The sequence below is a fragment of the Rhizobium sp. 42MFCr.1 genome, assembly GCF_000377185.1.
Classification (GTDB): domain Bacteria; phylum Pseudomonadota; class Alphaproteobacteria; order Rhizobiales; family Rhizobiaceae; genus Rhizobium; species Rhizobium altiplani.
The window spans coordinates 50,362-75,426 of sequence record NZ_KB897829.1 but is presented as its reverse complement, the minus strand read 5'-3'; the positions used below and the strand labels follow the sequence as shown (position 1 = coordinate 75,426).

General features: G+C 61.0%; 29 protein-coding genes. 14 read left to right on the top strand and 15 right to left on the bottom strand.

Annotated features, from left to right (window positions below):
- Positions 1–326 precede the first annotated feature (326 nt).
- From C934_RS0114065 to C934_RS0114045, 5 genes are all read right to left on the bottom strand, one after another.
- Positions 327–1,379, bottom strand: a complete 1,053-nt coding sequence (locus C934_RS0114065; protein WP_018857309.1) for an alpha/beta fold hydrolase — start codon at positions 1,377–1,379, stop codon at positions 327–329.
- A gap of 364 nt (positions 1,380–1,743) precedes the next feature.
- Positions 1,744–2,376, bottom strand: coding sequence for a maleylacetoacetate isomerase (gene maiA, locus C934_RS0114060; protein WP_018857308.1), 633 nt, complete (start codon positions 2,374–2,376; stop codon positions 1,744–1,746).
- 11 nt (positions 2,377–2,387) lie between these two features.
- Positions 2,388–2,597, bottom strand: coding sequence for a hypothetical protein (locus tag C934_RS0114055; protein ID WP_018857307.1), 210 nt, complete (start codon positions 2,595–2,597; stop codon positions 2,388–2,390).
- Between the two features lie 217 nt (positions 2,598–2,814).
- Positions 2,815–3,555 (bottom strand): peptide-methionine (S)-S-oxide reductase MsrA, encoded by a 741-nt coding sequence (gene msrA / locus C934_RS0114050; RefSeq protein WP_018857306.1) that lies wholly within the window; start codon positions 3,553–3,555, stop codon positions 2,815–2,817.
- A 12-nt stretch (positions 3,556–3,567) separates the two neighbouring features.
- Positions 3,568–5,334, bottom strand: a complete 1,767-nt coding sequence (locus C934_RS0114045; RefSeq protein WP_018857305.1) for a cytochrome c biogenesis protein DipZ — start codon at positions 5,332–5,334, stop codon at positions 3,568–3,570.
- A 336-nt stretch (positions 5,335–5,670) separates the two neighbouring features.
- On the opposite strand from C934_RS0114045, the gene C934_RS0114040 reads away from it, so the two are divergent.
- From C934_RS0114040 to C934_RS0114030, 3 genes are all read left to right on the top strand, one after another.
- Complete coding sequence (locus C934_RS0114040) at positions 5,671–6,603, top strand: LysR family transcriptional regulator (protein WP_018117202.1); 933 nt, start codon at positions 5,671–5,673, stop codon at positions 6,601–6,603.
- Positions 6,604–6,743: 140 nt separating this feature from the next.
- Positions 6,744–7,457: an SDR family NAD(P)-dependent oxidoreductase gene (locus tag C934_RS0114035; RefSeq protein WP_018857304.1), complete on the top strand. Its 714-nt coding sequence runs from the start codon at positions 6,744–6,746 to the stop codon at positions 7,455–7,457.
- A gap of 80 nt (positions 7,458–7,537) precedes the next feature.
- On the top strand, positions 7,538–7,777 hold the full coding sequence (locus C934_RS0114030) for a tautomerase family protein (RefSeq protein WP_018117200.1): 240 nt from the start codon (positions 7,538–7,540) through the stop codon (positions 7,775–7,777).
- Between the two features lie 101 nt (positions 7,778–7,878).
- Here the strand turns inward: C934_RS0114030 and fabI are convergent, their stop codons facing one another.
- The 7 genes from fabI to C934_RS0113995 all read right to left on the bottom strand — a co-directional run bounded on the left by fabI (position 7,879) and on the right by C934_RS0113995 (position 15,007).
- Complete coding sequence (gene fabI, locus C934_RS0114025; RefSeq protein WP_018857303.1) at positions 7,879–8,661, bottom strand: enoyl-ACP reductase FabI; 783 nt, start codon at positions 8,659–8,661, stop codon at positions 7,879–7,881.
- Between the two features lie 38 nt (positions 8,662–8,699).
- Positions 8,700–9,872: an acetate/propionate family kinase gene (locus C934_RS0114020; protein ID WP_018857302.1), complete on the bottom strand. Its 1,173-nt coding sequence runs from the start codon at positions 9,870–9,872 to the stop codon at positions 8,700–8,702.
- Between the two features lie 4 nt (positions 9,873–9,876).
- Positions 9,877–10,845 (bottom strand): phosphate acetyltransferase, encoded by a 969-nt coding sequence (locus C934_RS0114015; RefSeq protein WP_245267953.1) that lies wholly within the window; start codon positions 10,843–10,845, stop codon positions 9,877–9,879.
- Between the two features lie 31 nt (positions 10,846–10,876).
- Positions 10,877–13,126: a DUF3141 domain-containing protein gene (locus tag C934_RS0114010; RefSeq protein ID WP_018857300.1), complete on the bottom strand. Its 2,250-nt coding sequence runs from the start codon at positions 13,124–13,126 to the stop codon at positions 10,877–10,879.
- Positions 13,127–13,506: 380 nt separating this feature from the next.
- Positions 13,507–13,839: a hypothetical protein gene (locus C934_RS0114005; protein WP_018117196.1), complete on the bottom strand. Its 333-nt coding sequence runs from the start codon at positions 13,837–13,839 to the stop codon at positions 13,507–13,509.
- 182 nt (positions 13,840–14,021) lie between these two features.
- Positions 14,022–14,504 carry a peptide-methionine (R)-S-oxide reductase MsrB gene (gene msrB / locus C934_RS0114000; protein ID WP_018857299.1) on the bottom strand — a complete coding sequence of 161 codons (483 nt, stop codon included), beginning with the start codon at positions 14,502–14,504 and terminating at the stop codon, positions 14,022–14,024.
- Positions 14,505–14,611: 107 nt separating this feature from the next.
- Positions 14,612–15,007 (bottom strand): organic hydroperoxide resistance protein, encoded by a 396-nt coding sequence (locus tag C934_RS0113995; RefSeq protein WP_018857298.1) that lies wholly within the window; start codon positions 15,005–15,007, stop codon positions 14,612–14,614.
- Positions 15,008–15,160: 153 nt separating this feature from the next.
- Between C934_RS0113995 and C934_RS0113990 the strand changes: the two genes are divergently transcribed.
- Positions 15,161–15,667, top strand: a complete 507-nt coding sequence (locus tag C934_RS0113990; protein WP_018857297.1) for a MarR family winged helix-turn-helix transcriptional regulator — start codon at positions 15,161–15,163, stop codon at positions 15,665–15,667.
- A gap of 202 nt (positions 15,668–15,869) precedes the next feature.
- On the top strand, positions 15,870–16,343 hold the full coding sequence (locus tag C934_RS0113985; protein WP_018857296.1) for a VOC family protein: 474 nt from the start codon (positions 15,870–15,872) through the stop codon (positions 16,341–16,343).
- A 130-nt stretch (positions 16,344–16,473) separates the two neighbouring features.
- Here the strand turns inward: C934_RS0113985 and C934_RS0113980 are convergent, their stop codons facing one another.
- Positions 16,474–17,553: a DUF3095 family protein gene (locus C934_RS0113980; RefSeq protein ID WP_018857295.1), complete on the bottom strand. Its 1,080-nt coding sequence runs from the start codon at positions 17,551–17,553 to the stop codon at positions 16,474–16,476.
- A 782-nt stretch (positions 17,554–18,335) separates the two neighbouring features.
- On the opposite strand from C934_RS0113980, the gene C934_RS35150 reads away from it, so the two are divergent.
- From C934_RS35150 to C934_RS0113965, 4 genes are all read left to right on the top strand, one after another.
- Positions 18,336–18,485 carry a hypothetical protein gene (locus C934_RS35150; RefSeq protein WP_167354905.1) on the top strand — a complete coding sequence of 50 codons (150 nt, stop codon included), beginning with the start codon at positions 18,336–18,338 and terminating at the stop codon, positions 18,483–18,485.
- Between the two features lie 33 nt (positions 18,486–18,518).
- Positions 18,519–18,755: a 30S ribosomal protein S21 gene (gene rpsU / locus C934_RS0113975; RefSeq protein ID WP_018857293.1), complete on the top strand. Its 237-nt coding sequence runs from the start codon at positions 18,519–18,521 to the stop codon at positions 18,753–18,755.
- 59 nt (positions 18,756–18,814) lie between these two features.
- The gene (locus tag C934_RS0113970; RefSeq protein WP_018117188.1) at positions 18,815–19,009 is read left to right on the top strand and encodes a hypothetical protein; all 195 of its coding nucleotides are present in this window, start codon (positions 18,815–18,817) and stop codon (positions 19,007–19,009) included.
- A 139-nt stretch (positions 19,010–19,148) separates the two neighbouring features.
- Positions 19,149–19,406, top strand: coding sequence for a DUF982 domain-containing protein (locus tag C934_RS0113965; RefSeq protein WP_018117187.1), 258 nt, complete (start codon positions 19,149–19,151; stop codon positions 19,404–19,406).
- Between the two features lie 134 nt (positions 19,407–19,540).
- Here the strand turns inward: C934_RS0113965 and C934_RS0113955 are convergent, their stop codons facing one another.
- Positions 19,541–19,840, bottom strand: a complete 300-nt coding sequence (locus tag C934_RS0113955; protein ID WP_018857291.1) for a DUF2934 domain-containing protein — start codon at positions 19,838–19,840, stop codon at positions 19,541–19,543.
- A 188-nt stretch (positions 19,841–20,028) separates the two neighbouring features.
- On the opposite strand from C934_RS0113955, the gene C934_RS0113950 reads away from it, so the two are divergent.
- Positions 20,029–20,289 (top strand): YMGG-like glycine zipper-containing protein, encoded by a 261-nt coding sequence (locus C934_RS0113950; protein ID WP_018857290.1) that lies wholly within the window; start codon positions 20,029–20,031, stop codon positions 20,287–20,289.
- A 28-nt stretch (positions 20,290–20,317) separates the two neighbouring features.
- Here the strand turns inward: C934_RS0113950 and C934_RS0113945 are convergent, their stop codons facing one another.
- Positions 20,318–21,040, bottom strand: a complete 723-nt coding sequence (locus tag C934_RS0113945; protein ID WP_018857289.1) for a 3-keto-5-aminohexanoate cleavage protein — start codon at positions 21,038–21,040, stop codon at positions 20,318–20,320.
- Positions 21,041–21,343: 303 nt separating this feature from the next.
- Here C934_RS0113945 and C934_RS0113940 point away from each other — a divergent pair, with 303 nt between their 5' ends.
- Genes C934_RS0113940 through C934_RS0113925 form a run of 4 tightly spaced genes read left to right on the top strand, consistent with a single transcriptional unit; the run spans position 21,344 to position 25,018 of the window.
- Entirely contained in the window at positions 21,344–21,964 is a 621-nt protein-coding gene (locus C934_RS0113940; protein ID WP_018857288.1) for a TetR/AcrR family transcriptional regulator, read from the top strand.
- On the top strand, positions 21,961–22,926 hold the full coding sequence (locus C934_RS0113935) for an HlyD family secretion protein (protein WP_018857287.1): 966 nt from the start codon (positions 21,961–21,963) through the stop codon (positions 22,924–22,926). The genes C934_RS0113940 and C934_RS0113935 overlap by 4 nt, the downstream gene beginning before the upstream one ends.
- On the top strand, positions 22,923–23,873 hold the full coding sequence (locus C934_RS0113930; RefSeq protein WP_018857286.1) for an ABC transporter ATP-binding protein: 951 nt from the start codon (positions 22,923–22,925) through the stop codon (positions 23,871–23,873). The genes C934_RS0113935 and C934_RS0113930 overlap by 4 nt, the downstream gene beginning before the upstream one ends.
- Positions 23,870–25,018, top strand: coding sequence for an ABC transporter permease (locus C934_RS0113925; protein WP_018117179.1), 1,149 nt, complete (start codon positions 23,870–23,872; stop codon positions 25,016–25,018). The genes C934_RS0113930 and C934_RS0113925 overlap by 4 nt, the downstream gene beginning before the upstream one ends.
- Positions 25,019–25,065: the final 47 nt, after the last annotated feature.

Below are 25,065 nucleotides of genomic sequence, written 5' to 3'. Positions count from 1 at the left end.
CTTTCGACGAAATGGACGCCGCCGAGGCCCGATTGCCTCGCTTGCGGTCGAACACAGATGGCGCTCCGCACGTGTCTGGAATGTTTCGCCGTCACGCTGAAATGTAACCAACTCCCCCACAGACGTGGGGCCGATACACTGCGATACGAACCACAGGCGAAAGGCCGATATCTCAACCAATTGCCGGACGCAGATTGCGACTGATGAGATCGCTTCACACGCGTACCCATGAAAAAACCCGGCGTGAACGCCGAAAACGCTCTCCGCCAGGTTCAGAATTCCAAAGGCCAAACCGGAAAAGCCGCGGCTATCCACCGGTAGAGCGATCAGAACCGGTCGACGTCGACCACGGCCTGTGCAAAGGCTTGAGGCGCTTCTTGCGGCAGATTGTGACCAATGCCGCCGGTGATCAGCCGATGCTCATACTTGCCCGAGAACTTCTTGGCATAGGCCTCCGGCTGCGGATGAGGCGCACCATTGGCGTCACCTTCTAACGTAATTGTCGGCACGCCGATAAACGGGAACTTGGCAAGCTGTGCTTCGAACTTGTCATACTTCCGCTCGCCCTTGGCCGCACTGATACGCCAGCGGTAGTTGTGAATGGTGATGTCGACGTGATCGGGATTTTCAAAGGCGGCGGCGCTGCGGTTGAAGGTTGCGTCGTCGAAATTCCACTTGGGGGACGCGAGTTGCCAGATGAGCTTGGCAAACTCGCTCCGGTATTGCTCATAGCCTTTGCGACCGCGTTCGGTCGCGAAGTAGAACTGATACCACCAGGCTAGCTCCGCCTTCGGCGGTAGCGGCGCCTTGTTGGCTTCCTGGCTGCCAATGAGGTAACCGCTGACGGAAACCAGGGCCTTGCAGCGCTGCGGCCAAAGCGCCGCGATGATGTCGGCCGTCCGAGCGCCCCAGTCGCAACCGGCGATCAGCGCCTTCTCGATCTTCAGGACATCCATGAACGCCACGATATCGGCAGCAATCGCAGCCTGCTGACCGTTGCGCATCGTCTTGTCGGAGAGGAAACGCGTAGTGCCGTAGCCACGCAGATAAGGCACGATGACGCGATAGCCGGCGGCGGCCAGCAGTGGCGCGACGTCGACATAGGTGTGGATGTCATAGGGCCAGCCATGCAGGAGAATGACCGGAGGCGCGTCGCTCGCTCCAAGTTCGGCGTAGCCGACGTTAAGCATGCCTGCATCGATCTGCTTGATTGTGCCGAACGACGTGTTGGTGCCTGGCGCGATGGCAGGAATGCGGGCAGCAGCCGGCGTCGCCGCCTGGGCAAGGCTCGTCCCGATGCCCCCTAATTGTGCGGCTGCGACGGTCAGTGCCGCCACGCCCATGAACCGCCGCCGTTGTTGATTGACTTCCTCTGCCATCGCTACTCTCCAGACTTTGTTAAAGACACCGATATTAAGCATGATCGATGTGTATCGTTTGTGTGTCCGCTGGCTGGAATTGAAACCCAATGTAGATACGTTTGTTGAGAGATACATTGGTATACATTGCACTGCTTTTGTCCGCTCCCAGCACAACCTACAACAACTCACGCGCGCGAAAATCAGCAAGGCCGGGCCAACGCGTGACCCGACCTCGAGGGCTGAAGCACCCAGCGGTTGAATATCCTAGATTCCCTGTGCGGACGACCCGATGTGGCGACAATCAAGCGGCGCGGCATTCGGCCGCACTGCGAGCCATCAAGGCTAAGAATCCGGCAGCGGTACTGGTTGAACAGCAAGAATCTCAGCTTCGGGGCGCCGGACCATTGTCGGCAAAGGCGGGGATCTCTCGAAGCCTGGCGACAACCGCTGCAATTCGGGGCCACTGGTCGAGCGGAAGCCCAGTCCGCTCCGCATTGATCGCCTGTGGGAAGAGGCAGATGTCGGCCATCGACGGCGCATCGCCGGCTACATACTGACCTGTCTGCCGCCGCGCGAGCAATTCTTCCACTGCCGTCAGGCCGACACGGATCCAGTGGCGGCTCCATTCCGCGATGTCCTCGGCCTTGACGCCGATCGTTCCCAGGTGCGCGGCCACCCGGGGCGGAAGAAGCGGATGGATATCCGCGGCGATCGCCAGGGCGACGGTCCGCGCAAAGGCGCGATCTTCAAGCTTGCCGGGCAGGAGTGGAGGTTCGGGGTAACGCTCGTCGAGATATTCGATGATGGCGAGAGACTGCGTCAGCAATACGCCTTCATCCGTCAGCAAAGCCGGAACGAGCCCCTGCGGATTGAGTTGCAGATACTCCGGCTTCCGGTTGAGTGCATCCGGCCCAAGAATTCCGATCGCCTCGCGCTCGACGTCCAGACCCTTCAGCGCAAGTGCGATCCTGACACGGGACGCAGCCGACGAGATCTTGTCCTGGAAGAGTTTCATTGTTGATTTCCTCAATAGTTCGCGTGTTGGAGCAATAGGTTATCAGACGTCACGAAGGAAGCCTTTGCAATCTGCGCGGGCTCCTGCGAGCCGGCATCCGCCGCCGGCGACAACAGCGAGAACAGTGCCGCGATCGGGGGCGGCTCGCCCGGAGCGCTATCCCAGGCGCATGGCACAGCTGCCAACGCAAGCACGGCATAAGTGATGACCAGTATGCGCATTTTTTCTTTCTCCTCGATTGCTCGGTCTGTTCGGGCCAGCGGCCGAAAAACTCAGATTGCTCGTCAGCGGGTTGAATTCAGCGTGACGGCAGCGCGTATCGTGAATGTGTTCGAATGTGCTGAGAACTGTACCTCTGTGTAAGGCTCGGGATCGGGCGGAACCCGATCCGATCTGTATTGACCATTCCTGGCCACGCGCCGCGTCGCGCGGCTAGCGTCAGCGTGACTGGTCCGCGACGAGCACTGGTCGCTCGCGATACTGCTCCGGGAAAAGCCGCTTCAGAGCTTCGATCTTCGGCTGCTCGTAGATGTAGACATAGGGCTGGCTGGGATTGTTGTAGACGTAGTCCTGATGAAAGGCCTCGGCGCGATAGAACGTTTTCCCAACTTCGATCGACGTCGCAATCGGGCGACCGAACGCGCCTTCCTTGCCGAGTTGCGCGATGTAGTCGGAGGCGACCTTGGCCTGCTCGTCGTTCAGCGGAAAGATCGCCGACCTATATTGCTTGCCGACGTCAGGCCCTTGCTGATCCACCTGTGTCGGATCGTGAACCACAGAGAAGAAGATCTGCAGCAACTGGCCGTAGGTGACTTGCTTCGGATTGTAGACGATCTCCACGGCTTCAGCATGACCGGTCTGCCCTGTCTCGGTCATCTCGTAGGTTGCGGTCGAGGCACTTCCGCCGGCATACCCCGCCGTGGCACTCACGACGCCGGCAACGTGCTGAAACGCACCTTGGACGCCCCAGAAGCAACCGCCGGCAAGCACCAGCGATTGCTTTCCGGGCGTCGCTGCCACGTCATGCAGAGCCGGAGGAACGTGCTTGGCTTCCTCGGGCTTCGAACCGCCATTCAAACTCAGCGCCACGCCGCCGCCACCGATCACCGCCAGCGCCACAAGGCCGAGGCGTGCAATGGCGCGGAATGAGGCCGAAGGGTCTTTCCGTCGATTTTTCATTGTTCTGCCCTTTCATCCGAAGGTAAAGACGAATGCCTCGACACCAGGATCGAGGAAGCGGATCTCGAACGTCCGTTCCCGAACCTCTCCCGATTGTCGCACCAGTTGATAGAGCCGGGTTTCCGAAACGGTACCGTTTCCCTCAGCGTCGATATCCGAACCGTGGTCCGCGCCGGGCGCCACGCCATCCACCTTCACCTGAAAGCGGATCTTCTTGCCGTCAGCGCCTGGCCCAAGCACGAGGTGCAAATCCCGTGCGCTGAACCGATAGGTGATGCCGCCGCCGGCCTGATCCAGCGAGGCCTGCTCACCGCCCACGGTCCACTTGCCTGTCAGACCCCATTCGTTGAGATCGGGCTTTCCCACCGTATAGTCGCGTGCAGCGTCTGCTCCGACGCCTTCCGGTGAGATGAAGTTGGCGGCGCGGAGGTAGCCGATATAGGATTCGCCGGATTGCAGCTGCGCGAAGTCGGGCGCCGCCTCGGCGCCCTTGGCATCGAGCGTGACGGTAGCTGCGTCGACCTTCTTGCTTCCAGCGGCTTCCGCCAGCAAGTCCTGGATCACCCGTTCGGACTGTTCGTAGTCTCCCTCGCCGAACTGGGTGTGCCGGATCTGGCCCTTGGCATCGATGAAGTAGTGGGCGGGCCAGTAGTTGTTGGCGAATGACCGCCAGATCTTGAAGTCGTTGTCGATCGCAACGGGATAGCCAATCTGGAACTTGTCGATCGCCTGACGGACGTTATCAACACGCTTCTCGAAGGCAAATTCGGGCGAATGGACTCCGATCACGACGAGGCCCTGATCCCGGTACTTCTCTGCCCAGGCCCGAACGTAGGGGATCGTCCGGATGCAGTTGATGCAGGAGTAGGTCCAGAAATCGACCAGAACGACCTTGCCGCGCAATTCTTCAGCCGTAAGCGGCTTCGAATTCAACCATTCCACGGCACCGTCAAGCGACACGAAGCGGCCGAGCACAGGCAGATCGCTTTGGTATCCCTTGCGCGCATCGTTCGCGGCGAGCTGCATCGCACTGCCCGACGGCTTTCCGGCCGTATCGCTTGCGTTATGCAGCCTGTCGAGCAACGACTGCTCGATGCGGGTACTACTCGCATAGGAAAGGCGCGACAACAGGCCGGTATCGAGCCCGAGCGCAATTGCCGTGACACCGGCCAGCACGGCGATGCCAAGCGCCTGCCGCAGACGTTCCCCAATGCCGAGCGATCGCTTCATCGCGGCAAAGACCTTCTCCCCGGCAAGGACAGCCATTGCTAGCGAGGTAGCAGCACCCGCAGCGTAGGCCGTCAGCAGGAGCGTCGTCTGAACGTTTGCCCCTTGCAGTGCGGCGCCAGTCAGGACGAGCCCGAGGATCGGACCGGCGCAGGGCGCCCAGAGAAGGCCGGTTGCGACGCCGAGAAGGAAGGACGTGCCCACGCTCCCCTTCTTGCCGCTCGCCTGCTGTGACAGGCGGCTGCCCAGGGCCACCGCGGGCCGCGTTACCACCGCGGCGATACGCGGCGAAAGCAGCGTCACGCCAAAGCCGGCGATCAGGGCGACGGCAGCGTATCGACCAATTTCGTTGGCATGCACAGCCCAGCTTCCGCCGACCGCAGCAAGCGTTGCCACGCCGGCAAAGGTCACGATCATACCGAGTAACATCGGCAGGATGCTTCGTGTAAACGGCTGACCTGCCCGCGACAGGACGAATGGCAGGACCGGGAGAATGCAAGGGCTGACGATGGTCAGCGCCCCTGCGAGATAAGCAATCAGGAATAGGATCATGTCGTCATCCCCTGCAGTTGACCGATGCTCACACACTGGTCGTTGATGGTGCCTGCATAGGACCGGTCCGAAGTATCCCGGATGTGTCGCATTCCCCCCGAATTGTATCAGAATGCAAGCGACCTCAGCAGCCGCCGATCAACGGCGAAAGCCGCCCAACTTGGCCCGCGCCAATTGCCAAATGGCGGTAGTCACTTCCCGCTGCCAATCTCCTTGCGCCACTTGGATTGGTATACTTACCAGAAGGCAGTTGCTCCCGGCCCATGCGTATTTACTTCCCACCGACTTCGGGTGAATACTCGCCGCCGAACAATCACTATTCCGCGAGGCGGCAGAATGGATCGCATCGACGCAATGAAGGTGTTTGTGACGGCAATTGACGAGGGCAGTCTCGCCGGAGCCGCCCGTAATCTCAAACGATCGCCAACGGCAGTCAGCCGCGCTCTGAGCTTCCTGGAGGCGCATGTCGGTGTCGAACTGCTCCACCGGACGACCCGGACGCTGAAGCTGAGCGAGGCAGGTCAACGGTATGCGGCGGCCTGTCGGCGTGTGCTGGTGGATCTCGAGGAAGCCGACATGCTTGCCGGCGGCGAGCGCGCGGCACCGCGCGGAACGCTGACAATTTCGGCGCCGCCGATCCTGGGAGAAGAGGTGTTGCGCCCCATAGTGGACGACTTCCTCGAACTTCACCCGACGGTCTCTGTCCGGTTTCTTATGCTGGATCGGTTGGTGAACCTGGTTGATGAGGGCGTCGACCTTACCGTGCGCATTGGTCACCTGCCGGACTCCTCGCATGTCTCCACCCGTCTCGGTGGCGACGTGCGACGCGTCGTCGTCGCCTCCCCTCGCTATCTGGCCAACCATCCTCGTATCGTCGAACCCGCCGACCTGGCGAAACATCAGATTGTCGCGTTCAGCAACTTCGGCCTGGATTCCTGGAGCTTCACGCCGGCGAAGGGCTCGTCCATTCCGCGCACGGTTCACTTCACACCGCGCTGCATCGTCAACAGCGTTCGTGCAGCAGCGGCATCCGCTGCTGCAGGCGGCGGCTTGACGAGGCTCTACTCCTACCATGTGGCATCTTATGTGCGCGATGAACGCCTGAAGATCGTGCTCGCCGACGCCGAACACCCGCCACTTCCGGTGCACCTGCTCGCGCCGCAGGGCCGGATGTCGGTGCCGAAGGTTCGCGCCTTTGTCGATTTCGCGACACCTCGCCTCCGTTCCGAATTCGCGAATATGGCAGCGGCAGCAGGCACTCTCGCCTGATTATGCCGACATTCGGTTGATTGTTGTCCGAACAGCGACAATTCTCTCAAATGTCGAATGGATCTAAATAAATTGCACCAACGCCGAGGGCGGAGGGCGGCCTCACCTGAAACGGCCGCGGCAATTGAAAGGATCACATCATGAGCACGCAACAGAAGGTCGCCATCATCACCGGCGCATCGCAAGGCATCGGCGCAGAATTGGTGCGGGCCTACCGCGACCGGAACTATCGCGTCGTCGCCACCTCCCGGTCGATCAAGCCCAGCGTCGATGCGGACATTATTGACGTCGCAGGCGATATCGGCAAACCGGAGACCGCGGAGCGGATCGTGCGCGAAACGCTCGAGCGCTTCGGCCGCATCGACACACTGGTGAACAATGCAGGCGTTTTCCTGGCCAAGCCGTTCGTCGAAATGACCCAGGAAGACTACGACCATAACCTCGGTGTCAATGTGGCTGGTTTCTTCCACATCACCCAGCGCGCCGCCACGGAGATGCTGAAGCACGGTTCGGGGCACATCGTCAACATTACCACCAGCCTCGTCGACCAGCCAATCGCTGGCGTGCCCTCTGTGCTTGCTTCCCTGACCAAGGGCGGTCTGAACGCGGCCACCCGGTCGCTGGCGATGGAGTTCTCGAAGAGCGGCATTCGTGTAAACGCGGTTTCTCCAGGGATTATCAAGACGCCGATGCATGCGGTTGAAAAGCACTCGGCACTGGCCGGGCTGAATCCGGTCGGCCGCATGGGCGACATTCGCGATGTCGTCGACGCCGTTCTCTATCTGGAGACCGCGGGCTTCATCACCGGCGAGATTCTCCATGTCGACGGCGGCTCGAACGCAGGCCGCTGGTAGCCAGCACTATGGAGCGGCTGCGCTGCAACAGCGCGACTGCCGTCAATGACGCAACCAACCCTCTTTCATTGGAGACGGAAATGCCTATCGTCACTGTACAGGTTACCCGCGAAGGAACCACGCCTGATCGCAATTCGGTCACGGCCGAAGAGAAGGCCGCAATCATCGAGGGCGTCAGCCAGGTTCTGCTCGACGTCCTCAACAAGCCGCTTGAATCGACCTATGTGGTGATCGAAGAAGTCGATCTCGACAATTGGGGCTGGGGCGGTCTGCCGACCGTGCAATACCGCAAACAGCGCGCCGCGGCAGCCAAATCCTGACACTCTCCGAAACCTCGACCGAACCCGTCGCTCGCACTCTGAGCGTCGGGTTCGGCTTGTTTTAGCGACGATACTTCCGATGGCGCCACCCCTTGTCGGGATCAATCTATGATGTGATAGCCGCCATCGATGTAGATGGTATCGCCCGTCATCAATCGCGCCGCGTCATGCGCCAAGAAGGCAGTCGCCATGCCGACATCGTCAATCGATACGAGGCTGCGCGCCGGGGCCGTTTCCTGGGCCTTGTTCAGGAGTTCGTCGAACTCGGGAATGCCCGAGGCTGCCCGCGTTGCCAGCGGGCCCGGCGAGATCGCATGCACGCGGATGCCTTTGGGTCCGAGTTCCGCGGCAATGTACCGAACGGCGCTTTCCAGCGCCGCCTTGGCGACCCCCATGACGTTGTAGTTCTTCACGACCATCTGGCTGCCGTAGTAGGTCATCGTGAACAGGCTGCCGCCGCGTTTCATCAGCGGTTCGGCAAGATGCGCCATGCGAATGAACGACCAGCAGGAAATGTCCATCGTCTTCAAAAACCCCTCCTGCGGCACATCCACGACGCGTCCCTGCAGCGTATCCTTCGGCGAAAAGGCGATCGAATGCACGAGAAAATCGAGTTCGCCCCATTGCTCCGCGACGCGGTCGAACACCGCCTCCAATTGTCCCGGGACCGCGACGTCGAGCGGCATGAAGATCGGCGCTTTCAGCGCCTCGGCCAGTGGCTCGACATGAGGCCTGGCCTTGTCGTTGAGATAGGTCACTGCAAGCTCCGCGCCCAAGGCGCGAAATGACCTTGCGCAACCCCAGGCAATCGACTGGTCATTGGCAATGCCGACCACCAGTCCGCGCTTTCCTTCGAGAAGCTTGGCCTTTACCTCGGGAATCATGTCAGCCCTCTCTTCAGCTCAATAGGTGTGGCAGGCGCCTATGCAGCGATAAGCGCGAACGTATGCCGTGCGATCATCAGTTCCTCGTCGGTCGGCACCACATAAAGAGCGACCTTGCTGTCGTCGCTCGAGACGAGCAACTCACTGGCCTCGTTTCGTGCTGGGTCGAGCGACGCTCCAAGCCAGCCAAGTTTTTTGGCAATCCGGGCGCGCATCACCGCTGAATTTTCACCGACACCCGCCGTAAACACGAAGGCGTCCAGCCCGCCGAGGGCCGCAACCAGCGCGCCGGCATTGAGGCCGATGCGATGCACGAAATGGTCGAGCGCGAGCCTCGCGCCGGCGTCGTCGCTGGCAAGCAGGTCGCGCACGTCGTTGCTGATGCCGGAAAGCCCCTTGAAGCCCGACTCCTTGTAGAGGAGATCCTGCAACTGCGGTGCCGTCATTCCATGCTGCTGGAGCAGGTAGAGAAGTACACCAGGATCGATCTGCCCGCATCGCGTGCCCATCGGCAACCCGTCGAGCGCCGTGAATCCGAGCGTGCTCTCGACGCTTAGCCCCTTATACAGCGCGCACATGGATGCGCCGCTCCCGAGATGCGCGACGATGACCCGTCCGTTGCCAACGTCAGGCGCGATCTCGGCCAGGCGTCCGGCCACATATTCGTAGGACAGCCCGTGAAAACCATAGCGCCGGATACCCTCGTCGAAATAGTGCGCCGGAATGGCATAGTGGTCCGTCATTGGGTCATGGCCGCGATGAAAGGCGGTGTCGAAGCAGGCGACCTGTGCAAGCTGCGGCTGGCGTTCCAGCAACACACGGATCGGCGCGAGGTTGTTGGGCTGGTGCAAGGGCGCCAGCGGCGTGTATTGCTCCAATTCGCGGAGCAACTCCTCATTGATGCGCGCTGGACGTGAATGGTTCGGACCGCCATGAACAACCCGGTGGCCGACAGCAACCAACCGGCCCTGCTGCCTCTGACGCAACCACTCCCCCACCAGCCGCATCGCCGCCGGCAGATCGGGAACGGTTTCGGGTGGATGATTTTCGTTCTCCAGCCGCTCGCCGCCGGCGCTCTTGACGGTCAGGTGCGGCGCGGTGCCGATCCCCTCCATCTGCCCCTTGATCAGCCGCTCCAACGAGTCCGCGACCGAAAATACCTCGAACTTCAGGCTGGACGAACCGGCATTCACGACGAGGATGGTGTCCATGGCCTCAACCACCCTGTATCGGTGCCGTGCGGCGGCGCGCATCGGCAAGCAAGACGCCGACGGCGCAAGAGGCAAGACGGGCCCGCACCGAATCTGCCCGCGATGTCAGGATGATCGGCACGCGCGCACCGAGCACGATGCCAGCTGCATCTGCCCTTGCCAGGAAGGTGAGGTTCTTCGCCAACATGTTGCCGGCTTCCAGATTGGGAACGACGAGGATTTCGGCGTGGCCGGCAACCGGAGAGTGGATACCCTTTATCCTCGCCGCTTCCGGGTCGATTGCATTGTCGAAGGCAAGCGGTCCGTCGAGAATACCGCCGGTAATCTGTCCGCGCTCGGCCATCTTGCAGAGCGCGGCGGCGTCGATTGTCGAAGGGATCTTCGACGTGACCGTCTCGACGGCCGAAAGGATCGCCACCCGCGGCGTGCCAAGGCCGATCTGCGTGAAAAGGTCGATGGCGTTCTGGATAATGTCCCGCTTGGCGTCGAGATCCGGCGCGATGTTGATGGCTGCGTCGGTGATGAAGAGCGTTTCCGCATGATGCGGGACGTCCATGACGAAGACATGGCTGATCCGCCGCGCTGTCCTCAGTCCTGTGGCTGATGAGGTCACGGCCCGCATGAGCTCGTCCGTGTGCAGGCTGCCCTTCATCAGCAGTTCAGCACCGCCTTCGCGGATGATTTCCACTGCCTTTGCCGCGGCCGCGTCGCTGTGCGGCGTGTCGATCAGTTCGAACGGCGAGATATCGAGGCCGTGCGACTTTGCGACCGCACGCACCTTTTCCACCGGCCCGACAAGGATCGGATGCATCAGCCCGACCTCGGCTGCTTCGACAGCGCCGCGCAGCGACGTCTCATCGCAAGGATGGACGACGACCGTTCGCATCCGCGGAACCTGCTTTGCTTTAGCGATCAGCCGCTCGTATTTCTCATGACTCTCGGCTTCTTCCCTGGCGTTGTTCAGATCCGGCATCTGCGTCTGCTCCATGTTGAAAAGACCGGGTTCAAGCCCCGCGTCTGACAGCCTTGACCGGGGTGGGCTTCATCGGCGGCGTTACGGGCTCGGCGACGGTCTCGCTGCCAACGTCGAAGAGCCCGATGATCCTCTGCCACCGCTTCTCGGCTTCTTCCGAAAGCGGACCCCGCGCATTCAGAACCTGCCGAAGCGAATCCAATGCTTGGCGGCGAACGCCCTCCTCCGCCGGCAGCAGGCGGGGGATCGCGTTCACGGCGTCTTCCTCATCGATCAGCAGCATGAAGAACTGATCGCGGATTAACGCCTTGAATTCGCTGAGCGTCATTGCCGGCATTCCGTCCTCGGCGCGCCGCATCCGGCGGATGGCGGCAAAGCCACGCTCATCGGCTGCGCCACTCGCCATCGCGACGTAAAGCAGGCTGCGCGCCATGCCCTCCCGAAGCCCGCCGTTGCCGATTTGCGCCTTGAGTTCCTCGATCCTCGCCTTGAGCATCTGGACATGCATGCCGGTCTTGGCCGCGCGCCGATGTGGCGTTGCATCGGACGGATCGATACCGACAGCCGCCTGCAGCAGCGGAGACCCATAAACAGTGAGAAAGGTCGCCTCACTCAGCGCCTCCATCCCCTCGCGCCAGGCGTCCAGCCCCGCTACCATCTGGCGCGAGACGGCCTGCTCCATGGCCAGAAACGGATTGTCCGCAGGAACCGGACGACGTTCGTCCGCCACCTCGACAGCGAGATCCGCAATCGGCGCCATCCAGGGATTAACGTCGGAGAAGAGCTCATATTGCAGCCGCAGCGGGTGCGTTGCCCGCAATTGTTCCGCCGCCCAGTCGGGCACCATGGCGCGGACGAAAGGCTGGAGGAACGTCTTGTAGAGCGACAGGTTGATGTCCGAGACCTTTGCGACGGTCGCAAAGCGGCGATCGTCCTCGGCGTCATTGCAACCGAGCTCACGGATATCGTCGAGCGTTCTTGCCTCGCATCGCATGATCCAATCGCCCTCGACCAGGTCTCCGCCGATGGTCTCGTCTGTCCTTGCTTCGAAGGTCGCTTCGTAGAGACCGGGCGGCAGCGCATCGATCAGGTCGATATTGCTGGAGAACTCGCCGTGCTCCTTGCGGGCAACGCTCGCAGACACGAAGATCCCGAGATGGCCGATCGTTTCATGTACCGTGTAGACGATCGTCTGCCCGTGCGAACGTATCTCGTTCACATCGTCGTAGAGGTCCAGCACCCAGCCGAGCGCCTGCGCGGGCGGCGTGATGTTGTCCCCTTTCGAGCAGAAGACGACGATCGGCGCGCGAATATTGCGTAGGTCGATCGCCTCGCCATTCGATGTCTTTATGCGGCCCGCCGCCAGATTATTGCCGACGAAGAGCTCGTCCACGATGAATTGGATCTCTTCGGCATTCAGGCTGACGTGCCCGCCCCACCACTCTTCGAAGCCGAGATAGCGCGGCGCCTCGGTGTCGATCTTGGAGTAGAGGTTGTACTGCTTGGTCCAGAGCGTGTTGGCCGGGTTCTGGTTCTCGAAATTCTGCACCAGCCATACGCCGTCGAACTGCCCGTGTCCGAGGTCGCTGGTAAGCGCCGTCAGCCAGCTGCCGCCGAGCAACCCACCCGAGTAGCGCATCGGGTATTTGCCGCGTTCGCCGGCCCAATAGGACAGCGGCGCGCCGGCAATGATGACCGAGCCGAACAGTTCCGGGCGCATGGCGGCCAGCATCATGACGGCCCATCCGGCCTGGCAATTTCCAATCACACAGGGCTTGGCGTCCGCCTGAGGATGCAGGGAAATCACCTTTACAAGAAAAGCAGCCTCGGCCTGCGCAATGTCTTCGATCGTCTGCCCCGGCACTGGCTGTGGGAGGAAGCCGATGAAATAGCAAGGATGCCCAGCCTTGAGCGCGACACCGATCTCGCTGTCCGCCTTGAAGCCGCCGATGCCGGGCCCGTGTCCGGCTCTCGGATCGACGACAACGAACGGCCGGCGCGTGTCGTCAACCTCGATCCCCTTGGGCGGGACGATCCGAACCAGCGCGTAGTTGACGGGTCTCGGGAGGGAACGTCCATCAATGACGATCTCCGGCGTGAAGCTCAGTACATGCGGCGCCGTCGCTTCGGCGTGAGCCCGATATTGGTTGCCGCGCTTTCGCATGACATCCCAGAACAGCACGCTGCGCTGCGTGGCATCCATGGCATAGTCGAAAAAGAAGCCCGCAGGACCGAAGTGAGTGGCGAAATCAGCTGTCGGAAGATACGAAGGGTACCGCATGCCAAATCTCCTCGTTCACCCTCTCGGCGAGAGGTCAAAGACTTATGCTCGGAGTGTATTCGCGATCTGCGTCTGCACTGTGAATAGTTAACCGCACCGTCATTCATGCGCTTTGTTCGCACATGCAGCATAAGTCCATTCGGTCCACGGCACCAACGTATTTTACGGTAGCATACGGAATTCGACGCAGGTCGGGCGAGACCGCGATGGAGCGACGTGCAAAACGACCGCAGCGCGTCACGAAGATTATTTGCTGCCCCAACATCAGGTCACAAGCATTTTATAGGCTGGCAGCATGGCTACAGCGTTACCCAGCCTGAGGAACCGTCGCGCTCAATTACCTCGAGGGACCGGCGTCCGGTCAACGGTCGTGGTTAACCTCAGCGCCTGGGTTGGCTCGGTTGCAGATCCTGAAAGCCGATCTCAGGACATCCTCGAATGTTGGCAAAGGTGATATCGCGGCGTTCACCCCACTCGGTCAGCCCTCTCAGCGTCACGACGTTCTCGTCGCGATAGACCAGGTCAGTCCGACGGATACCTGCTCGCCGTGCCCTGTTTTGCGCTTGGCTGACGTTGCAGGTGCCTTCCGATGGCGACACTTGCCAGGTGCTCGTCCCTCTGCCGTCGGATTGCCAGCCGCCTGACTGAGCTGAGGCCACCGACGGCGCTAAAGCGACGAGGATCATCAAGGTCTTGTGGAAGGCGGCTTTCATGATCCCTGCCCCGGTTGCACTGCGCTTGAGCACTCAGGGCCAAGATAGACGGACCTGCGCATAGCGCAATCACCAGTGGGCGGACCCGCGCTCCATTTGCTCGCAAATGAAGGTGAAGTCGTGCGCCAGCGTTAATAACCGCCTAACGCTGGCGCCGATCGTCTGAGTTATCGAACCCGCAACTACCGCGCAAGCTCGCCCTCGGGACGACCGCGTCCAAGCTTGTCAGGGAGCGGCTGCCCTTTCGGCGTGAACTCGAGCGACCCTGAATTTATGCAGAAGCGCTCGCCTGTCGGAGGCGGGCCGTCGAGAAAGACGTGCCCCTGATGCGCGCCGCAGCGTGCGCAAACGATCTCTGTTCTGACCATGCCGTAGCGGGTATCGCGAATGCGCCGCAGGTGATCCTTGGCGGCAGGCGCAGTGAAGCTCGGCCAGCCTGTCCCGCTTTCGAATTTGGAAACGGCCTTGAACAGGGGAAGACCGCAGAGGCGGCAAGTATAGAGCCCCTCGCGTCGCTCGTGGAGGAAGACGCCACAAAACGGCGCCTCCTCGCCATGCTCCAAGAGCAGATGACGGTCGTCCTCACTGAGATCCGCCACAAGCTGCTGCATCTGTTCTTGTGTGGGAGGGGTGAGATCGAACTGCAATTCGACGACATCACGCATTCCTGTTTCTCCTTGGGTGCTCCGGCGGATTGCCGGAACGTCACATGAGTTTACCTCAGCAGGGCCGGCGCCGATGTAGCGCTGCGCCGGGCGCGTTCTTCATCCGTTCAGATGAGATTGAGCGCCACGTCGATATTGCCGCGCGTTGCCTTGGAGTACGGGCAGATCTCGTGCGCTGCGTGGATCAGTTCCTCTGCGACATCTCGGTCGATGCCCTGCAGGCTGACGTTGAGCCGCGCGCGCAGAAAAAAGGATCCGCCGTCGGCGTTCAGATCGATTTCCGTGTCGATCTCGGGCTCGACGGGCAGCTTGATCTTTCTCTGGGCTGCAGCGAGCTCGATGGCGCCAATGAAACAAGCAGACCATGCGGCGCCAAAAAGGCGTTCGGCAGCCGGGTGCGGCTGCGACAGGCGAAGATCCAGCTCGCCATCGCTGCTGCGTGTGAAACCGTCGCGACCACCCTTGTTATGGGTCTTGCCGGTAAAGAGGAGCTTCTCAGTCATCGTAAAATCCTTTCGGGTCAGCTTTTCATTCGCATCCGCTTTAATCGAATACGATCTAAATATGTTGCTCGAAAGGTGTCGTCAATACCATTGCGATTTAATCGGATGCGATTTATATAGAGAGAAGCGAAAAGCAACCGAGTAGGATCTCCCATGTCCGCATCCAAAACCGCCAAAACCCTGGAGACAGAGGCGCCCGTTTCCGGCGAGGCCGACAGCAAGAACAACAAGCTTTCGAACTTCCTATGCTTCGCGGTCTATTCCGCAAACCTGGCCTTCGGCCGTGCGTACAAGCCGATCCTGGACCAGCTGAACCTGACCTACACTCAATACATCGCGCTGGTTGCCCTCTCCGATAAAGACGACCAGACGGTCGGAACACTGGGCGAAAAGCTATTCCTGGAATCGAACACGCTGACCCCCATGCTCAAAAAACTTGAATCTCTGGGCTATATCCGCCGCAAACGCGATCCCGCTGATGAGCGGCAGGTACGATTGAGCCTGACGGCGGCTGGACGCGACCTTGTCGCTGCGGATCCCGGCGCGCCATTGGTCGATGCGACCGGCCTCGGAGAGGACTTCCCAGTCGTGCAGAAATCCGTGGTACGCCTGCGCAACAACCTCCTGAAGGCAACGCAGGACGGATCGGCAAAGGATTGATCTCTACTGCGCCCGTGAGCGTCGATGTATTCGGCGCTCCGCCGCCTCAGGTGCAGATGCCACCAAGGAGAACTTCCATCCCGGCGATTGGCATGGCGCTTGGCAACTGCGCGCGTGAAATCGCCTGCATAGGGTGGAGAAAGACGGGTTGCCCCTTATCTGAGGAAGGAGATCCGAAACGGAGACCGAAAGGACCCGCGCAATGGCAAAGAACACGATCTGCCTGTGGTACGACAAAGATGGTGAGGCTGCCGCCCGGTTTTACGCCGAAACTTTTCCCGATAGCGCAGTGGACGCCGTCATTCGCGCACCTGGAGACTATCCAGACGGCAAGCAGGGAGATGTATTGGTTGTCGAATTCACGGTTGCGGGCATTCCGTGCATCGCCTTGAATGGCGGTCCAGTATTCAAGCAGACCGAAGCCTTCTCATTTCAGATCGCAACGGAGGATCAGGCGGAGACCGACCGCTATTGGAACGCCATTGTCGGCAATGGCGGTCAAGAGAGCGAGTGTGGCTGGTGCAAGGACAAGTGGGGTGTGTCCTGGCAGATCATACCGCGCATCCTGACCGACGCGCTTGCGGCAGGCGGTGATCAGGCAAAGCGTGCTTTTGATGCGATGATGACCATGAAGAAGATTGACGTTGCGGTGATCGAAGCCGCCCGGCGTGGTTGAGGTGCCAGCGCGGCGCGCCACATCCTCTCTCCGCCCGAACGTCCATCTAGCGCGCAGCCACGGTTAGGGGCTGCAGTGGCAGTACGCCGGCAATTCTCCTGAATGGGACGCGCGTCGGGCAGCGTTTACCCTAGCGAGCTGACACCATCGGAAGCTCATTTGCCTCCATCATCTCGGCCGCCTTGGCGTATCCGCCACCCCTGCCGTCCAGAAAGTGCAGATGCGAATCTGGTTTGCCCGAAGGCACGAAGCAGGTCATGAGCGCGTGAGATTGGCGATGCAGTCCGAAGTTGACCTCACCCCGCGCCTTTGCTGCAACCAGGATGGCTTCGACCGCTTCAATCTGTTCGCGTGTGCAATCCAACGTTAGACGCAGGCCATCGTCAAATTTGCGGAAGTCTGAGTTGGAGGCGACCGCCAACCAGGTTTCGAGGTTGACCGACCTCGCCCTGTCCTTGGTGATGGCGGTATCCCGCGACAGGGGATGGGCTTGCCGCGTGCCGGCGTCGAGAACGGAAAGCACGCACTTCGCCAATGCCGCGAAGGCTTCGGGGCTCCGGCCCTCGGATGGCTCGACCAGTAGCGACAGGATCTCGCCCCTCTGGCTCGGAAACGGCTCCCAATCGCAGCTCAGGCCGGTCAGATCGGGCTCGGTTGTGTAGCTGCCTGGCTTCACCAGATATCGGCCGTTCTTGATTTGCCGCTCTGCCCACTTGAGACCGCCGCCGGCAAACATCGCGTAAGTCGCGTCTTCAGAGGCGGCGTAGCGCGCGACGCGCACGTCGCGTCCGTTGGCACGTATCTCGCCCACGGACAGGTGGCCGGCCCGGAGAGCAAGGTTGAGATTGGTCTTGGCAAAGGCGACAACCTGCCGCAACGCTGATGTCGCGGTCATGATCCCCTGCGGTGGCAGCGCGAATGCCGCACCGTCTCCGCGAAACACAAAGGGGAAATCAAAGTCGCCCCAGGCATTCCCAACCGCGGCAATCACCGATGCGCCGGCATAGTTGACGTCTTCATAGCGCCCGGACTTGATCGCGGACGTCGAACCGACGACGTCTGTTATGCCGACCAGCCAATCGTCGGGCAGCGCCTCATAGATAGACGGGTCAAGCACTCGCGAAAACTCACTATAGGCCTGGGGCGCGTTTGGGTGTTGGCCGCCCATCGCGCGTTCATCGGTTTGCACGGCATCGACGGCTGGCTCCATGAACCTTTTCCCTTGCCTCATAGCAAAGTCCCTTTCTGTTGATTTACTTCGTACACGAATAACTCGGATGCGCTTTAAGTACACAAACAGGATCGCGAGGTCAATACATTTGCGATTTAATCGGATGCGATGTATGCGTCGCGGAAAATTGCGAAGATCACTCGGCGCCAGTAGGACCGAGACAGTCGCCGCGGCTTTCTTCGAAAATTCGGACCTGGGACATCCTGACCCGCAGCGGAAAGAGCATCATCCGAATTGGGGTCGGCTACGAACGGCGGATCACCATTCGAGCCCGGCATTCCCCGAAAGGTTCATAGCGGACATCCGCGAAACAGGTGACAGCTCCCAAAGTTCATGTGGATTACCGTATGTGATAAATTCCCTATTTCCATACTTCAGGTAGCATGTGCTTGGATGATTACATTTCCTAGTCATCAAGAGGTCACTGCAAAACTCACATCGTCTGTTTTGCGGTGACCTCGCCAAAATCCCAACCAAAATCTCAGCGGACCGACGCTTAGAGACGCCCTCTCAGAGTTTGGCCGCAATGTCGCCCGCAACATAGAGCAAGCAGCGTCGACGGCGTAGGCGACGGGCGTATGACGCAACGAAGCCTTGCAACGCATCGCTCGCGTTCCCATCTTATGGCGGTCACCCGAAAAATTCGAACCTGACATGGTCGACGCATCGTGCGTCCCATCTCACTGCGTTTCCTCCGGTCTGCGTGATGGAAACAAAGGTCGCCATGTCGAGCATGCCGCCAGTGCGGCAAAGGACTTCAATTGAACAAACCCATTACCGCCGCCGCCCCAGCGGCGAGTCCGCGCGAGCGCGATGACGCCGCTCGCCGCCCGGACAAGAACTGGAAACCTTACCCCTGCCTTCTCACCCGTCGTGAGCTGCAGGAGCTGATCGCCGAGCAGCTTGGCTGAGAGGCACTCAATCGCAACAACAAGGAGAAAAAGATGCAGGTCATTGTCAGAGACAACAACGTCGAACAGGCCATGCGCGCATTGAAAAAGAAGATGCAGCGCGAGGGTGTTTTCCGCGAAATGAAGGAACGCCGGGCTTACGAGAAGCCATCGGAGCGACGCGTGCGCGAACGAGCACAGGCGATCGCCAGACAACGCAAGGCCAACCGCAAGAAGTTGCAGCGCGAAGGTCTCCTGGCCTCGCCCAAGCGCCGCTCATCGGGCCGATAACTTTATAAGATGACCGCCGGGAGTCCTCGGCGGCATTCCACCCCAAGAAAGGGTCGATTATGGAAGAACTGCATAGCTTGACTGTTTCGGACGAACGACTCGAAGACTGCCGGGAGGTGATCGAGCCGGATCTTCAGGATCTGATCCGAACGACGATAGCATCCGGCTTTACCGCTGAAGAGGTTCTGATCGCAATCAGCGAACTTGTGGCGGAGGACTTCGCCGTATCGGCAAGACTGCCAAGTGTCCACTGACTCGCGTCGAGTTGGCTGCCGAAACAGCCTCGCATCAATATGTTGTCGAGGCATCGTCTTGAGGGCGGGATAGGTGTTGAATGGCTCCCGCGAACACCTACATCCCGCTTATCGTTTGTTGGCAGAGAGGAGGTTCATCATGAACACGATCAGCCATGCAACCGAACCAAGGTGGGCCGCACCGGTGGCTATCCGGATTGGAACGCGCCCCTCTGAACATATTCATGGTCCGGCTGAAGCTGTTGACTATCTGGAGCACAGGTGGCCACTCCAAAGCAGCATGCACGTTGAGGCGGCGAAGCGTCGGTGCGTGGAAGCCATGAACCACCTTGCACACCTGGAAGCCGCCAGAGATGCCTTTGTCGCAGCCGCGGTCGAGGCCAAGGTTTTGGCGTGACTTGCTCCGAGGCGAAGGCCGCTGATGATCACGGTCGTCTTCGCCGCCCAGTTGCGCAAAGTCCAACAGCTGCGCCCGACATCCGAACGCCCTGTGTCAAACCACGTTGGCCCGGGCGGGGAAGGCGCTGACGATTAGTGTGTCGTGACGGACTTTGGAGAACGCGTGCGACGGGGCTTGTCTCCGGGCGCAGCCGTTATCGCGATCGCGGCCGCCTTTGTCTTCTTCGCCGTAGGCTTGTCGGCAGCGGGTTTCGGCGCGGCGCGCGGCTTGGCGGATTTGGCCTTGGCCGTCGGCTTGCTTGCATTGTCTGCCTGCTGGCCGAATTCCTTGAACGCCTGTAGCCAGTGTTTCATATCCTGGCCGTGCGGGCGCCCCTCCTGCTCCCAGATTTCATAAGCACGACGACGGATTTTCTCTTCACGCTCGTTCATGATGGGACCCTGCTTTTGGTTGAAACCCAATCTTAATTGGAGCAAGCGGTCCAATAGGCAATGGAGATACCAGCGGTCGATTGATCGAACGAAGCAGGCTTGGCGGCGAACTAAAAGCAACAATTGTCTTTTCCGAAATCCCTCTATCTACCCTCGCGCGAATTAAATCGAACAGGAAGGAAAGCGAGATGAAACGCACGTCGATTTTGCTGCTTCTGGCAGGGGCCACGATTGCCGGATGCACGCCCACCGAGCAAGGCGCGGGAATTGGTGCAGCCTCCGGCGCGGTCATCGGTGGCGTGGCGACCGGCAACGTGCGCGGTGCCGCCGTGGGCGCAGCGATCGGCGGTGCCACTGGCGCGGTCATTGGCAACGTCGCTGGGCGGCCTGGTCAGTGCTATTTCCGTGACCGTTACGGTCGGCGATACATCGCCAGCTGCCCGCGTTGAGCGGGCGCTCGCGGCACGGGCTCGAGGATCAGCTCTCGCTGCTAAAGATCTCGACGGCCGCCGCGACAAGCTCGGCATTGTTCGCGGCGATCATCCCGCTGGGAAGGAGCTTTCCATCTTCCAGGCCGACGCGGGTGGAATAGCGTCGTTCCTTCGCCAGCCGGACAAACGGCCAGACGGTCGCGTCGAAGCCATGCATCAGGACGGACCGCTGCACATTCCCACGCTGTAGCGTGCCGACGATCCCCTCCGCGACATCGAAAGCGCCCCTCAGGTCCTGTTCGTTGTCAAGTTCGATGAGGATGCGCAAAACGCGCTCATGGGCTTCAAGTCCGATGTACCGCTCCGCATCCGCGACTGACGCCAACCCGACTTCAATCCCAACTCCCTTATCGCGGAGCAATGCCATGACGGCGGGGGCATCGTCCTCCGAGAGGTTCACCGACGCATAGTCGGGCAGGACACTCCAGCAACGAATGGCCTCAAGGGTGCGGTGCGCGTCGCCTTCAATCCAGGCACCGGTGGATATGCCGAGAAACGAACCCGGACAGGAGCCCCGAACCGCAGCAATGGTCTCATCAACAGCGCCGAGACTTTCCTTCCCGTCAACGGCACGCGGATGAATGTGGAGTTCCGCGGCACCGGCAGCGACCACGGCGGCGGCATCCCGTGCGATTGCTTCAACCGTGACAGGCAATTGCGGATGATAGTCGATTGGCCGCGCGCCGTTGATACAGGCCTGAACGATCATGGAAATTGAACCTCTTTCGTGTCTGCCTGGCGCAGTTGATACCTGCTGACGAGAAATGGCAACAAACGCGATCCGTCGTCGACGATCCGCATCTCCGTCGTGAGGAGACGATGGCCACGTTCCGAAGACGCTACCGGTTGACGGTCTGGAGTGAGGACGCCCCATCATGAGGCCCTCGCCCCCTTAGCGCGGAATGTCCGTTCGTCGTCATCATCGTAGGGCCGCTTCACATCGGACTCGGCTTGCGAAAAAGCGCACGTTGCGTTAATGACTGTCCAGTCAGTCATAATTGGATGCAAGAGAATGGCAGAGAGAAAGCGGGAGAAACGAGACCCCGAGCAGCGCCGCGCCGAGATCCTCGCCGCCGCCTTCGCCTGCTTTGCGGAGCGCGGTTTCGCGGCGACCCGCATGGAGGACGTCGCGGCGCGGGCGGGCATCGCCAAGGGCACGGTGTACTTGCATTTTCCCGACAAGGAGCGGCTGTTCATCGATCTCGTCTCCGGCATCGCCTCGCCGATCCTCGGCGAGGTCGGCGGCATGGTTGAGAAGGATGCGATCCCGGCGCGGGCCGCCGTTGCGATGTTCTATTCCATCTTCAAACGCGAGGTTTTGGAGACAGAGCGCCGGCACCTTCTGCGGTTGATCCTCGCGGAAGGACCGATGTTCCCTGTCGTGACCGAATTCTATTACCGCGAGATCATCACCAAGGGTCTAGCGATCCTGCGGATCGTGCTTGCCCGCGCCGCCGCACGCGGTGAACTGCGCAATCCCGCCGTCGCAGACGTTCCGCAACTGGTTATGGCGCCTGCTTTGATGTCGATCGTCTGGGCGACGCTCTTCGAAGGCTACGAGCACCTCCACGCGCAGAAGCTATTCGACACATTCCTCGACACGCTCTTCGTGCCCCAAGGAGGCGCGATATGAGACGAATCCTTACCGTCGCTCTCGTGGCCGCCGCGGCACTTGCGGCTCTGCCCCTCCTGTTTTCTGACAGGTCTCAACGTGCCTACCAGGGGTGGGTCGAGGCCGACACACTTTTCATCGGCGCCGACACCGGCGGGCGGCTGGTCAAGCTCGACGTCGTCGAAGGCCAGGCGACTGCGCCCGGTTCGCCGCTCTTCAGCCTGGATTCGCGGAGCGAGGAGGCAGCCGTCGGCTCCGCACGCGCTTCGCTGGCGCGCCTGCAGGCAGAACTGGAACTCGCCGAGGCCGCGCAAAAGCGACCGGAAGAGATCGATGTACTGCGCGCGAGCGAACGTGAGGCGATCGCCCGGCTGGAGCTTGCCGCACAGGAGCTCGACCGCACCCGGGTGCTGGTCCAGCGCGGCACCGCGACAAAGGCGGACCTCGATACGGCGACGGCCACCGAAGCCGCCAACCGTGCCGTCCTCGATAATGTCCGCGGCCAGATCACGCTCGCCAACCTGCCTGCCCGCATCGAAACGCTGCGCCAGTCGAGGGAAGCAGTCGCGGTCGCAAAGGCCGATCTCGCCGCTGCGGAAGCCGCGCTCTCCCGTCGCTTCGTCTCGGCGCCGGCAACAGGCAGTATCGAGACCATCTACTATCGCGCGGGTGAGGTCGTCCCTGCCGGCCGGCCGATCGTGGCGCTCCTGCCGCCGGAGAACATCCGTGTCCGCTTCTTCGTACCCGAAACCGAGCTTGCGCTTTTCTCGCTGGGCCAGCCGATCCGCGTTGCATGCAGCGCGTGCCAGCCGACCGACGCGACGATCAGCTTCATCTCAAAGAACGCCGAATACACGCCGCCGGTAATCTACAGCCTCGATGAGCGTGCCAAACTCGTCTACCGCGTCGAGGCGATCCCGACCGATCCCACGGCGCTGCGTCCTGGCCAGCCGGTGGATGTCACCGCGGGAGCGCGACCATGAGCGACACAGCCATCGCCGTCGATGCTCCGGAGACCGTCATCGACGTCCATCACCTCACCAAGAGTTTCGGCAGCCGAAAGGTGGTCGATGACGTGTCGATGACGGTCAAGAAGGGCCGCATCCACGGCTTTCTTGGCCCCAACGGTTCCGGCAAGACCACGACAATCCGTATGCTCTGTGGTCTGCTGACGCCAGACAGCGGCAATGGCACATGTCTTGGCTTCGACATCCTGACCGAGAGCGATCGTATTCGCCGCCGTGTCGGCTACATGACTCAGAAGTTTTCGCTTTATCAGGATCTGTCGATCCGGGAAAACCTCGAGTTCGTCGCCCGCGTCTACGGTCTGGCCGATGCCCGCGGCAAGGCAAGCGCCGCCATAGACCGCCTTGGCCTGAAGGGCCGCGAACAGCAGCTTGCGGGGGAGCTCTCGGGCGGCTGGAAACAGCGTCTCGCGCTCGGCGCCTGTATCCTGCCCGAACCGGCGCTACTCCTCCTCGATGAGCCGACCGCCGGTGTCGACCCCAAAGCCCGCCGCGACTTCTGGAACGAGATCCACGCCCTCGCCGCTGACGGCCTCTCTGTCCTGGTCTCCACCCACTACATGGACGAGGCCGAGCGCTGCCACGAGATCGCCTATATCGCCTACGGCAAACTGCTGGCGCAGGGAACGGTGGACGAGGTGATTGCCGGCACCGGCCTCGTGACATGGACCGTCTCCGGGCCCGAGGTGCATCGTCTCCAGTCCGAACTTGAGAATGTGCCGGGCATCGACATGATGGCACCGTTTGGGACCAGCCTGCATGTTGCCGGCCGCGATCCGAAGGCGCTCGAAAAGGCAATCGCGCCTTATCGCGAACGGCCCGACCTCAAGTGGCAAAAGGGTGAAGCGACGTTGGAAGATGCCTTCATCGACCTGATGCGTCGCGCGGAGGATAATTTCCAATGACGACGCGACCGGCAAACCGCAACGGCATCTCATTCGGGCGCTTCTGGGCGATGACCATCAAGGAATTCATCCAGATGACCCGCGACCGCATAACGTTGGCGACGATGGTCGCCTTGCCGATCATGCAGTTGTTCTTGTTCGGCTTTGCGATCAACACGACGCCGCACAATCTGCCGACCGCTGTGTTGATGCGCGAGAACACGGATGTCGGCCGATCTATTTTGGCCGCCCTCGAGAACACCGATTTCTTCCAGATCCGCTCTGTCGTTACCCGAGCCGAAGACATGGATTCGCTTCTGGAATCCGGCAGGGCTTTGTTCGTCGTGGAAATTCCGGAAGGGTTCGAACGCTCGCTTCGGCGCGGCGACACGCCCTCGCTACTGGTCGCGGCCGATGCCACCGATCCGGTCGCATCGAGCTCGGCGCTGGGTGCGCTATCAGGCATCGTGACGTCGGCGCTCGCCAATGACCGCCAGGTCGAGTTCTCCGAGCCGACCAGGCCCGCATTCTCGATCGTCCAGCACCGGCGCTACAATCCGGCCGGTTCGTCGACTTTGAATATCGTGCCCGGCTTGCTCGGCACGATCCTGACGATGACGCTGCTGATCTTCACGGCTCTTTCGGTCACCCGGGAATTGGAACGCGGCACCATGGAAAACCTGCTTTCCATGCCGATCAAGCCGCTGGAAATCATGCTGGGCAAGATCGCGCCCTATGTGCTGATCGGCCTCATCCAGTCGCTGCTCATTATCACGGCCGGCCTGTTTGTGTTCGGCGTTCCAATCCTCGGCAGCCCGGCTTCGCTCGCGGCCGCAACCGCGCTCTTCGTCATCACCAATCTGTCGATCGGCTACACCTTCTCGACGATTGCGGCCAATCAGCTGCAGGCGATGCAGATGGCGATGATGTTCTTCCTGCCGAATATCCTGCTGTCTGGGTTCATGTTTCCGTTCGCCGGCATGCCGCAATGGGCGCAATGGATCGGTGAGGCACTACCGCTGACCCACTATATCCGGATCGTCAGGGCAATCATGCTGAAGGGCGCCAGCATCCAGACCCTTGCCTACGACACCACTGCCCTGGCCTGCCTGATGGCGGTCGCCATGTTCATCGCCGTGCGCCGCTTCCGCAGGACATTGGACTAGTCACAGGCCGAACTCGCGGTTTCCCGCGCCGACCGCGCACATGCGCG

Bases quoted from the DNA above. Each gene is read 5' to 3' on its own strand.
- C934_RS0113950 (WP_018857290.1), top strand. From the start codon at position 20,029: ATGAAACGCACGTCGATTTTGCTGCTTCTGGCAGGGGCCACGATTGCC.
- C934_RS0114035 (WP_018857304.1), top strand. From the start codon at position 6,744: ATGAGCACGCAACAGAAGGTCGCCATCATCACCGGCGCATCGCAAGGC.
- C934_RS0114055 (WP_018857307.1), bottom strand. From the start codon at position 2,597: ATGCGCATACTGGTCATCACTTATGCCGTGCTTGCGTTGGCAGCTGTG.
- C934_RS0113935 (WP_018857287.1), top strand. From the start codon at position 21,961: ATGAGACGAATCCTTACCGTCGCTCTCGTGGCCGCCGCGGCACTTGCG.
- C934_RS0114065 (WP_018857309.1), bottom strand. From the start codon at position 1,379: ATGGCAGAGGAAGTCAATCAACAACGGCGGCGGTTCATGGGCGTGGCG.
- C934_RS0113955 (WP_018857291.1), bottom strand. From the start codon at position 19,840: ATGAACGAGCGTGAAGAGAAAATCCGTCGTCGTGCTTATGAAATCTGG.
- C934_RS0114015 (WP_245267953.1), bottom strand. From the start codon at position 10,845: ATGCCGGATCTGAACAACGCCAGGGAAGAAGCCGAGAGTCATGAGAAA.
- C934_RS0114030 (WP_018117200.1), top strand. From the start codon at position 7,538: ATGCCTATCGTCACTGTACAGGTTACCCGCGAAGGAACCACGCCTGAT.
- msrB (WP_018857299.1), bottom strand. From the start codon at position 14,504: ATGCGTGATGTCGTCGAATTGCAGTTCGATCTCACCCCTCCCACACAA.
- C934_RS0113995 (WP_018857298.1), bottom strand. From the start codon at position 15,007: ATGACTGAGAAGCTCCTCTTTACCGGCAAGACCCATAACAAGGGTGGT.
- C934_RS0113945 (WP_018857289.1), bottom strand. From the start codon at position 21,040: ATGATCGTTCAGGCCTGTATCAACGGCGCGCGGCCAATCGACTATCAT.
- C934_RS0113965 (WP_018117187.1), top strand. From the start codon at position 19,149: ATGAACACGATCAGCCATGCAACCGAACCAAGGTGGGCCGCACCGGTG.
- C934_RS0113990 (WP_018857297.1), top strand. From the start codon at position 15,161: ATGTCCGCATCCAAAACCGCCAAAACCCTGGAGACAGAGGCGCCCGTT.
- C934_RS0114020 (WP_018857302.1), bottom strand. From the start codon at position 9,872: ATGGACACCATCCTCGTCGTGAATGCCGGTTCGTCCAGCCTGAAGTTC.
- C934_RS0113985 (WP_018857296.1), top strand. From the start codon at position 15,870: ATGGCAAAGAACACGATCTGCCTGTGGTACGACAAAGATGGTGAGGCT.
- C934_RS0113940 (WP_018857288.1), top strand. From the start codon at position 21,344: ATGGCAGAGAGAAAGCGGGAGAAACGAGACCCCGAGCAGCGCCGCGCC.
- rpsU (WP_018857293.1), top strand. From the start codon at position 18,519: ATGCAGGTCATTGTCAGAGACAACAACGTCGAACAGGCCATGCGCGCA.
- maiA (WP_018857308.1), bottom strand. From the start codon at position 2,376: ATGAAACTCTTCCAGGACAAGATCTCGTCGGCTGCGTCCCGTGTCAGG.
- C934_RS0113930 (WP_018857286.1), top strand. From the start codon at position 22,923: ATGAGCGACACAGCCATCGCCGTCGATGCTCCGGAGACCGTCATCGAC.
- msrA (WP_018857306.1), bottom strand. From the start codon at position 3,555: ATGAAAAATCGACGGAAAGACCCTTCGGCCTCATTCCGCGCCATTGCA.
- C934_RS0114010 (WP_018857300.1), bottom strand. From the start codon at position 13,126: ATGCGGTACCCTTCGTATCTTCCGACAGCTGATTTCGCCACTCACTTC.
- C934_RS0113980 (WP_018857295.1), bottom strand. From the start codon at position 17,553: ATGGAGCCAGCCGTCGATGCCGTGCAAACCGATGAACGCGCGATGGGC.
- C934_RS0113970 (WP_018117188.1), top strand. From the start codon at position 18,815: ATGGAAGAACTGCATAGCTTGACTGTTTCGGACGAACGACTCGAAGAC.
- C934_RS0114005 (WP_018117196.1), bottom strand. From the start codon at position 13,839: ATGAAAGCCGCCTTCCACAAGACCTTGATGATCCTCGTCGCTTTAGCG.
- C934_RS0113925 (WP_018117179.1), top strand. From the start codon at position 23,870: ATGACGACGCGACCGGCAAACCGCAACGGCATCTCATTCGGGCGCTTC.
- fabI (WP_018857303.1), bottom strand. From the start codon at position 8,661: ATGATTCCCGAGGTAAAGGCCAAGCTTCTCGAAGGAAAGCGCGGACTG.
- C934_RS0114045 (WP_018857305.1), bottom strand. From the start codon at position 5,334: ATGATCCTATTCCTGATTGCTTATCTCGCAGGGGCGCTGACCATCGTC.
- C934_RS0114040 (WP_018117202.1), top strand. From the start codon at position 5,671: ATGGATCGCATCGACGCAATGAAGGTGTTTGTGACGGCAATTGACGAG.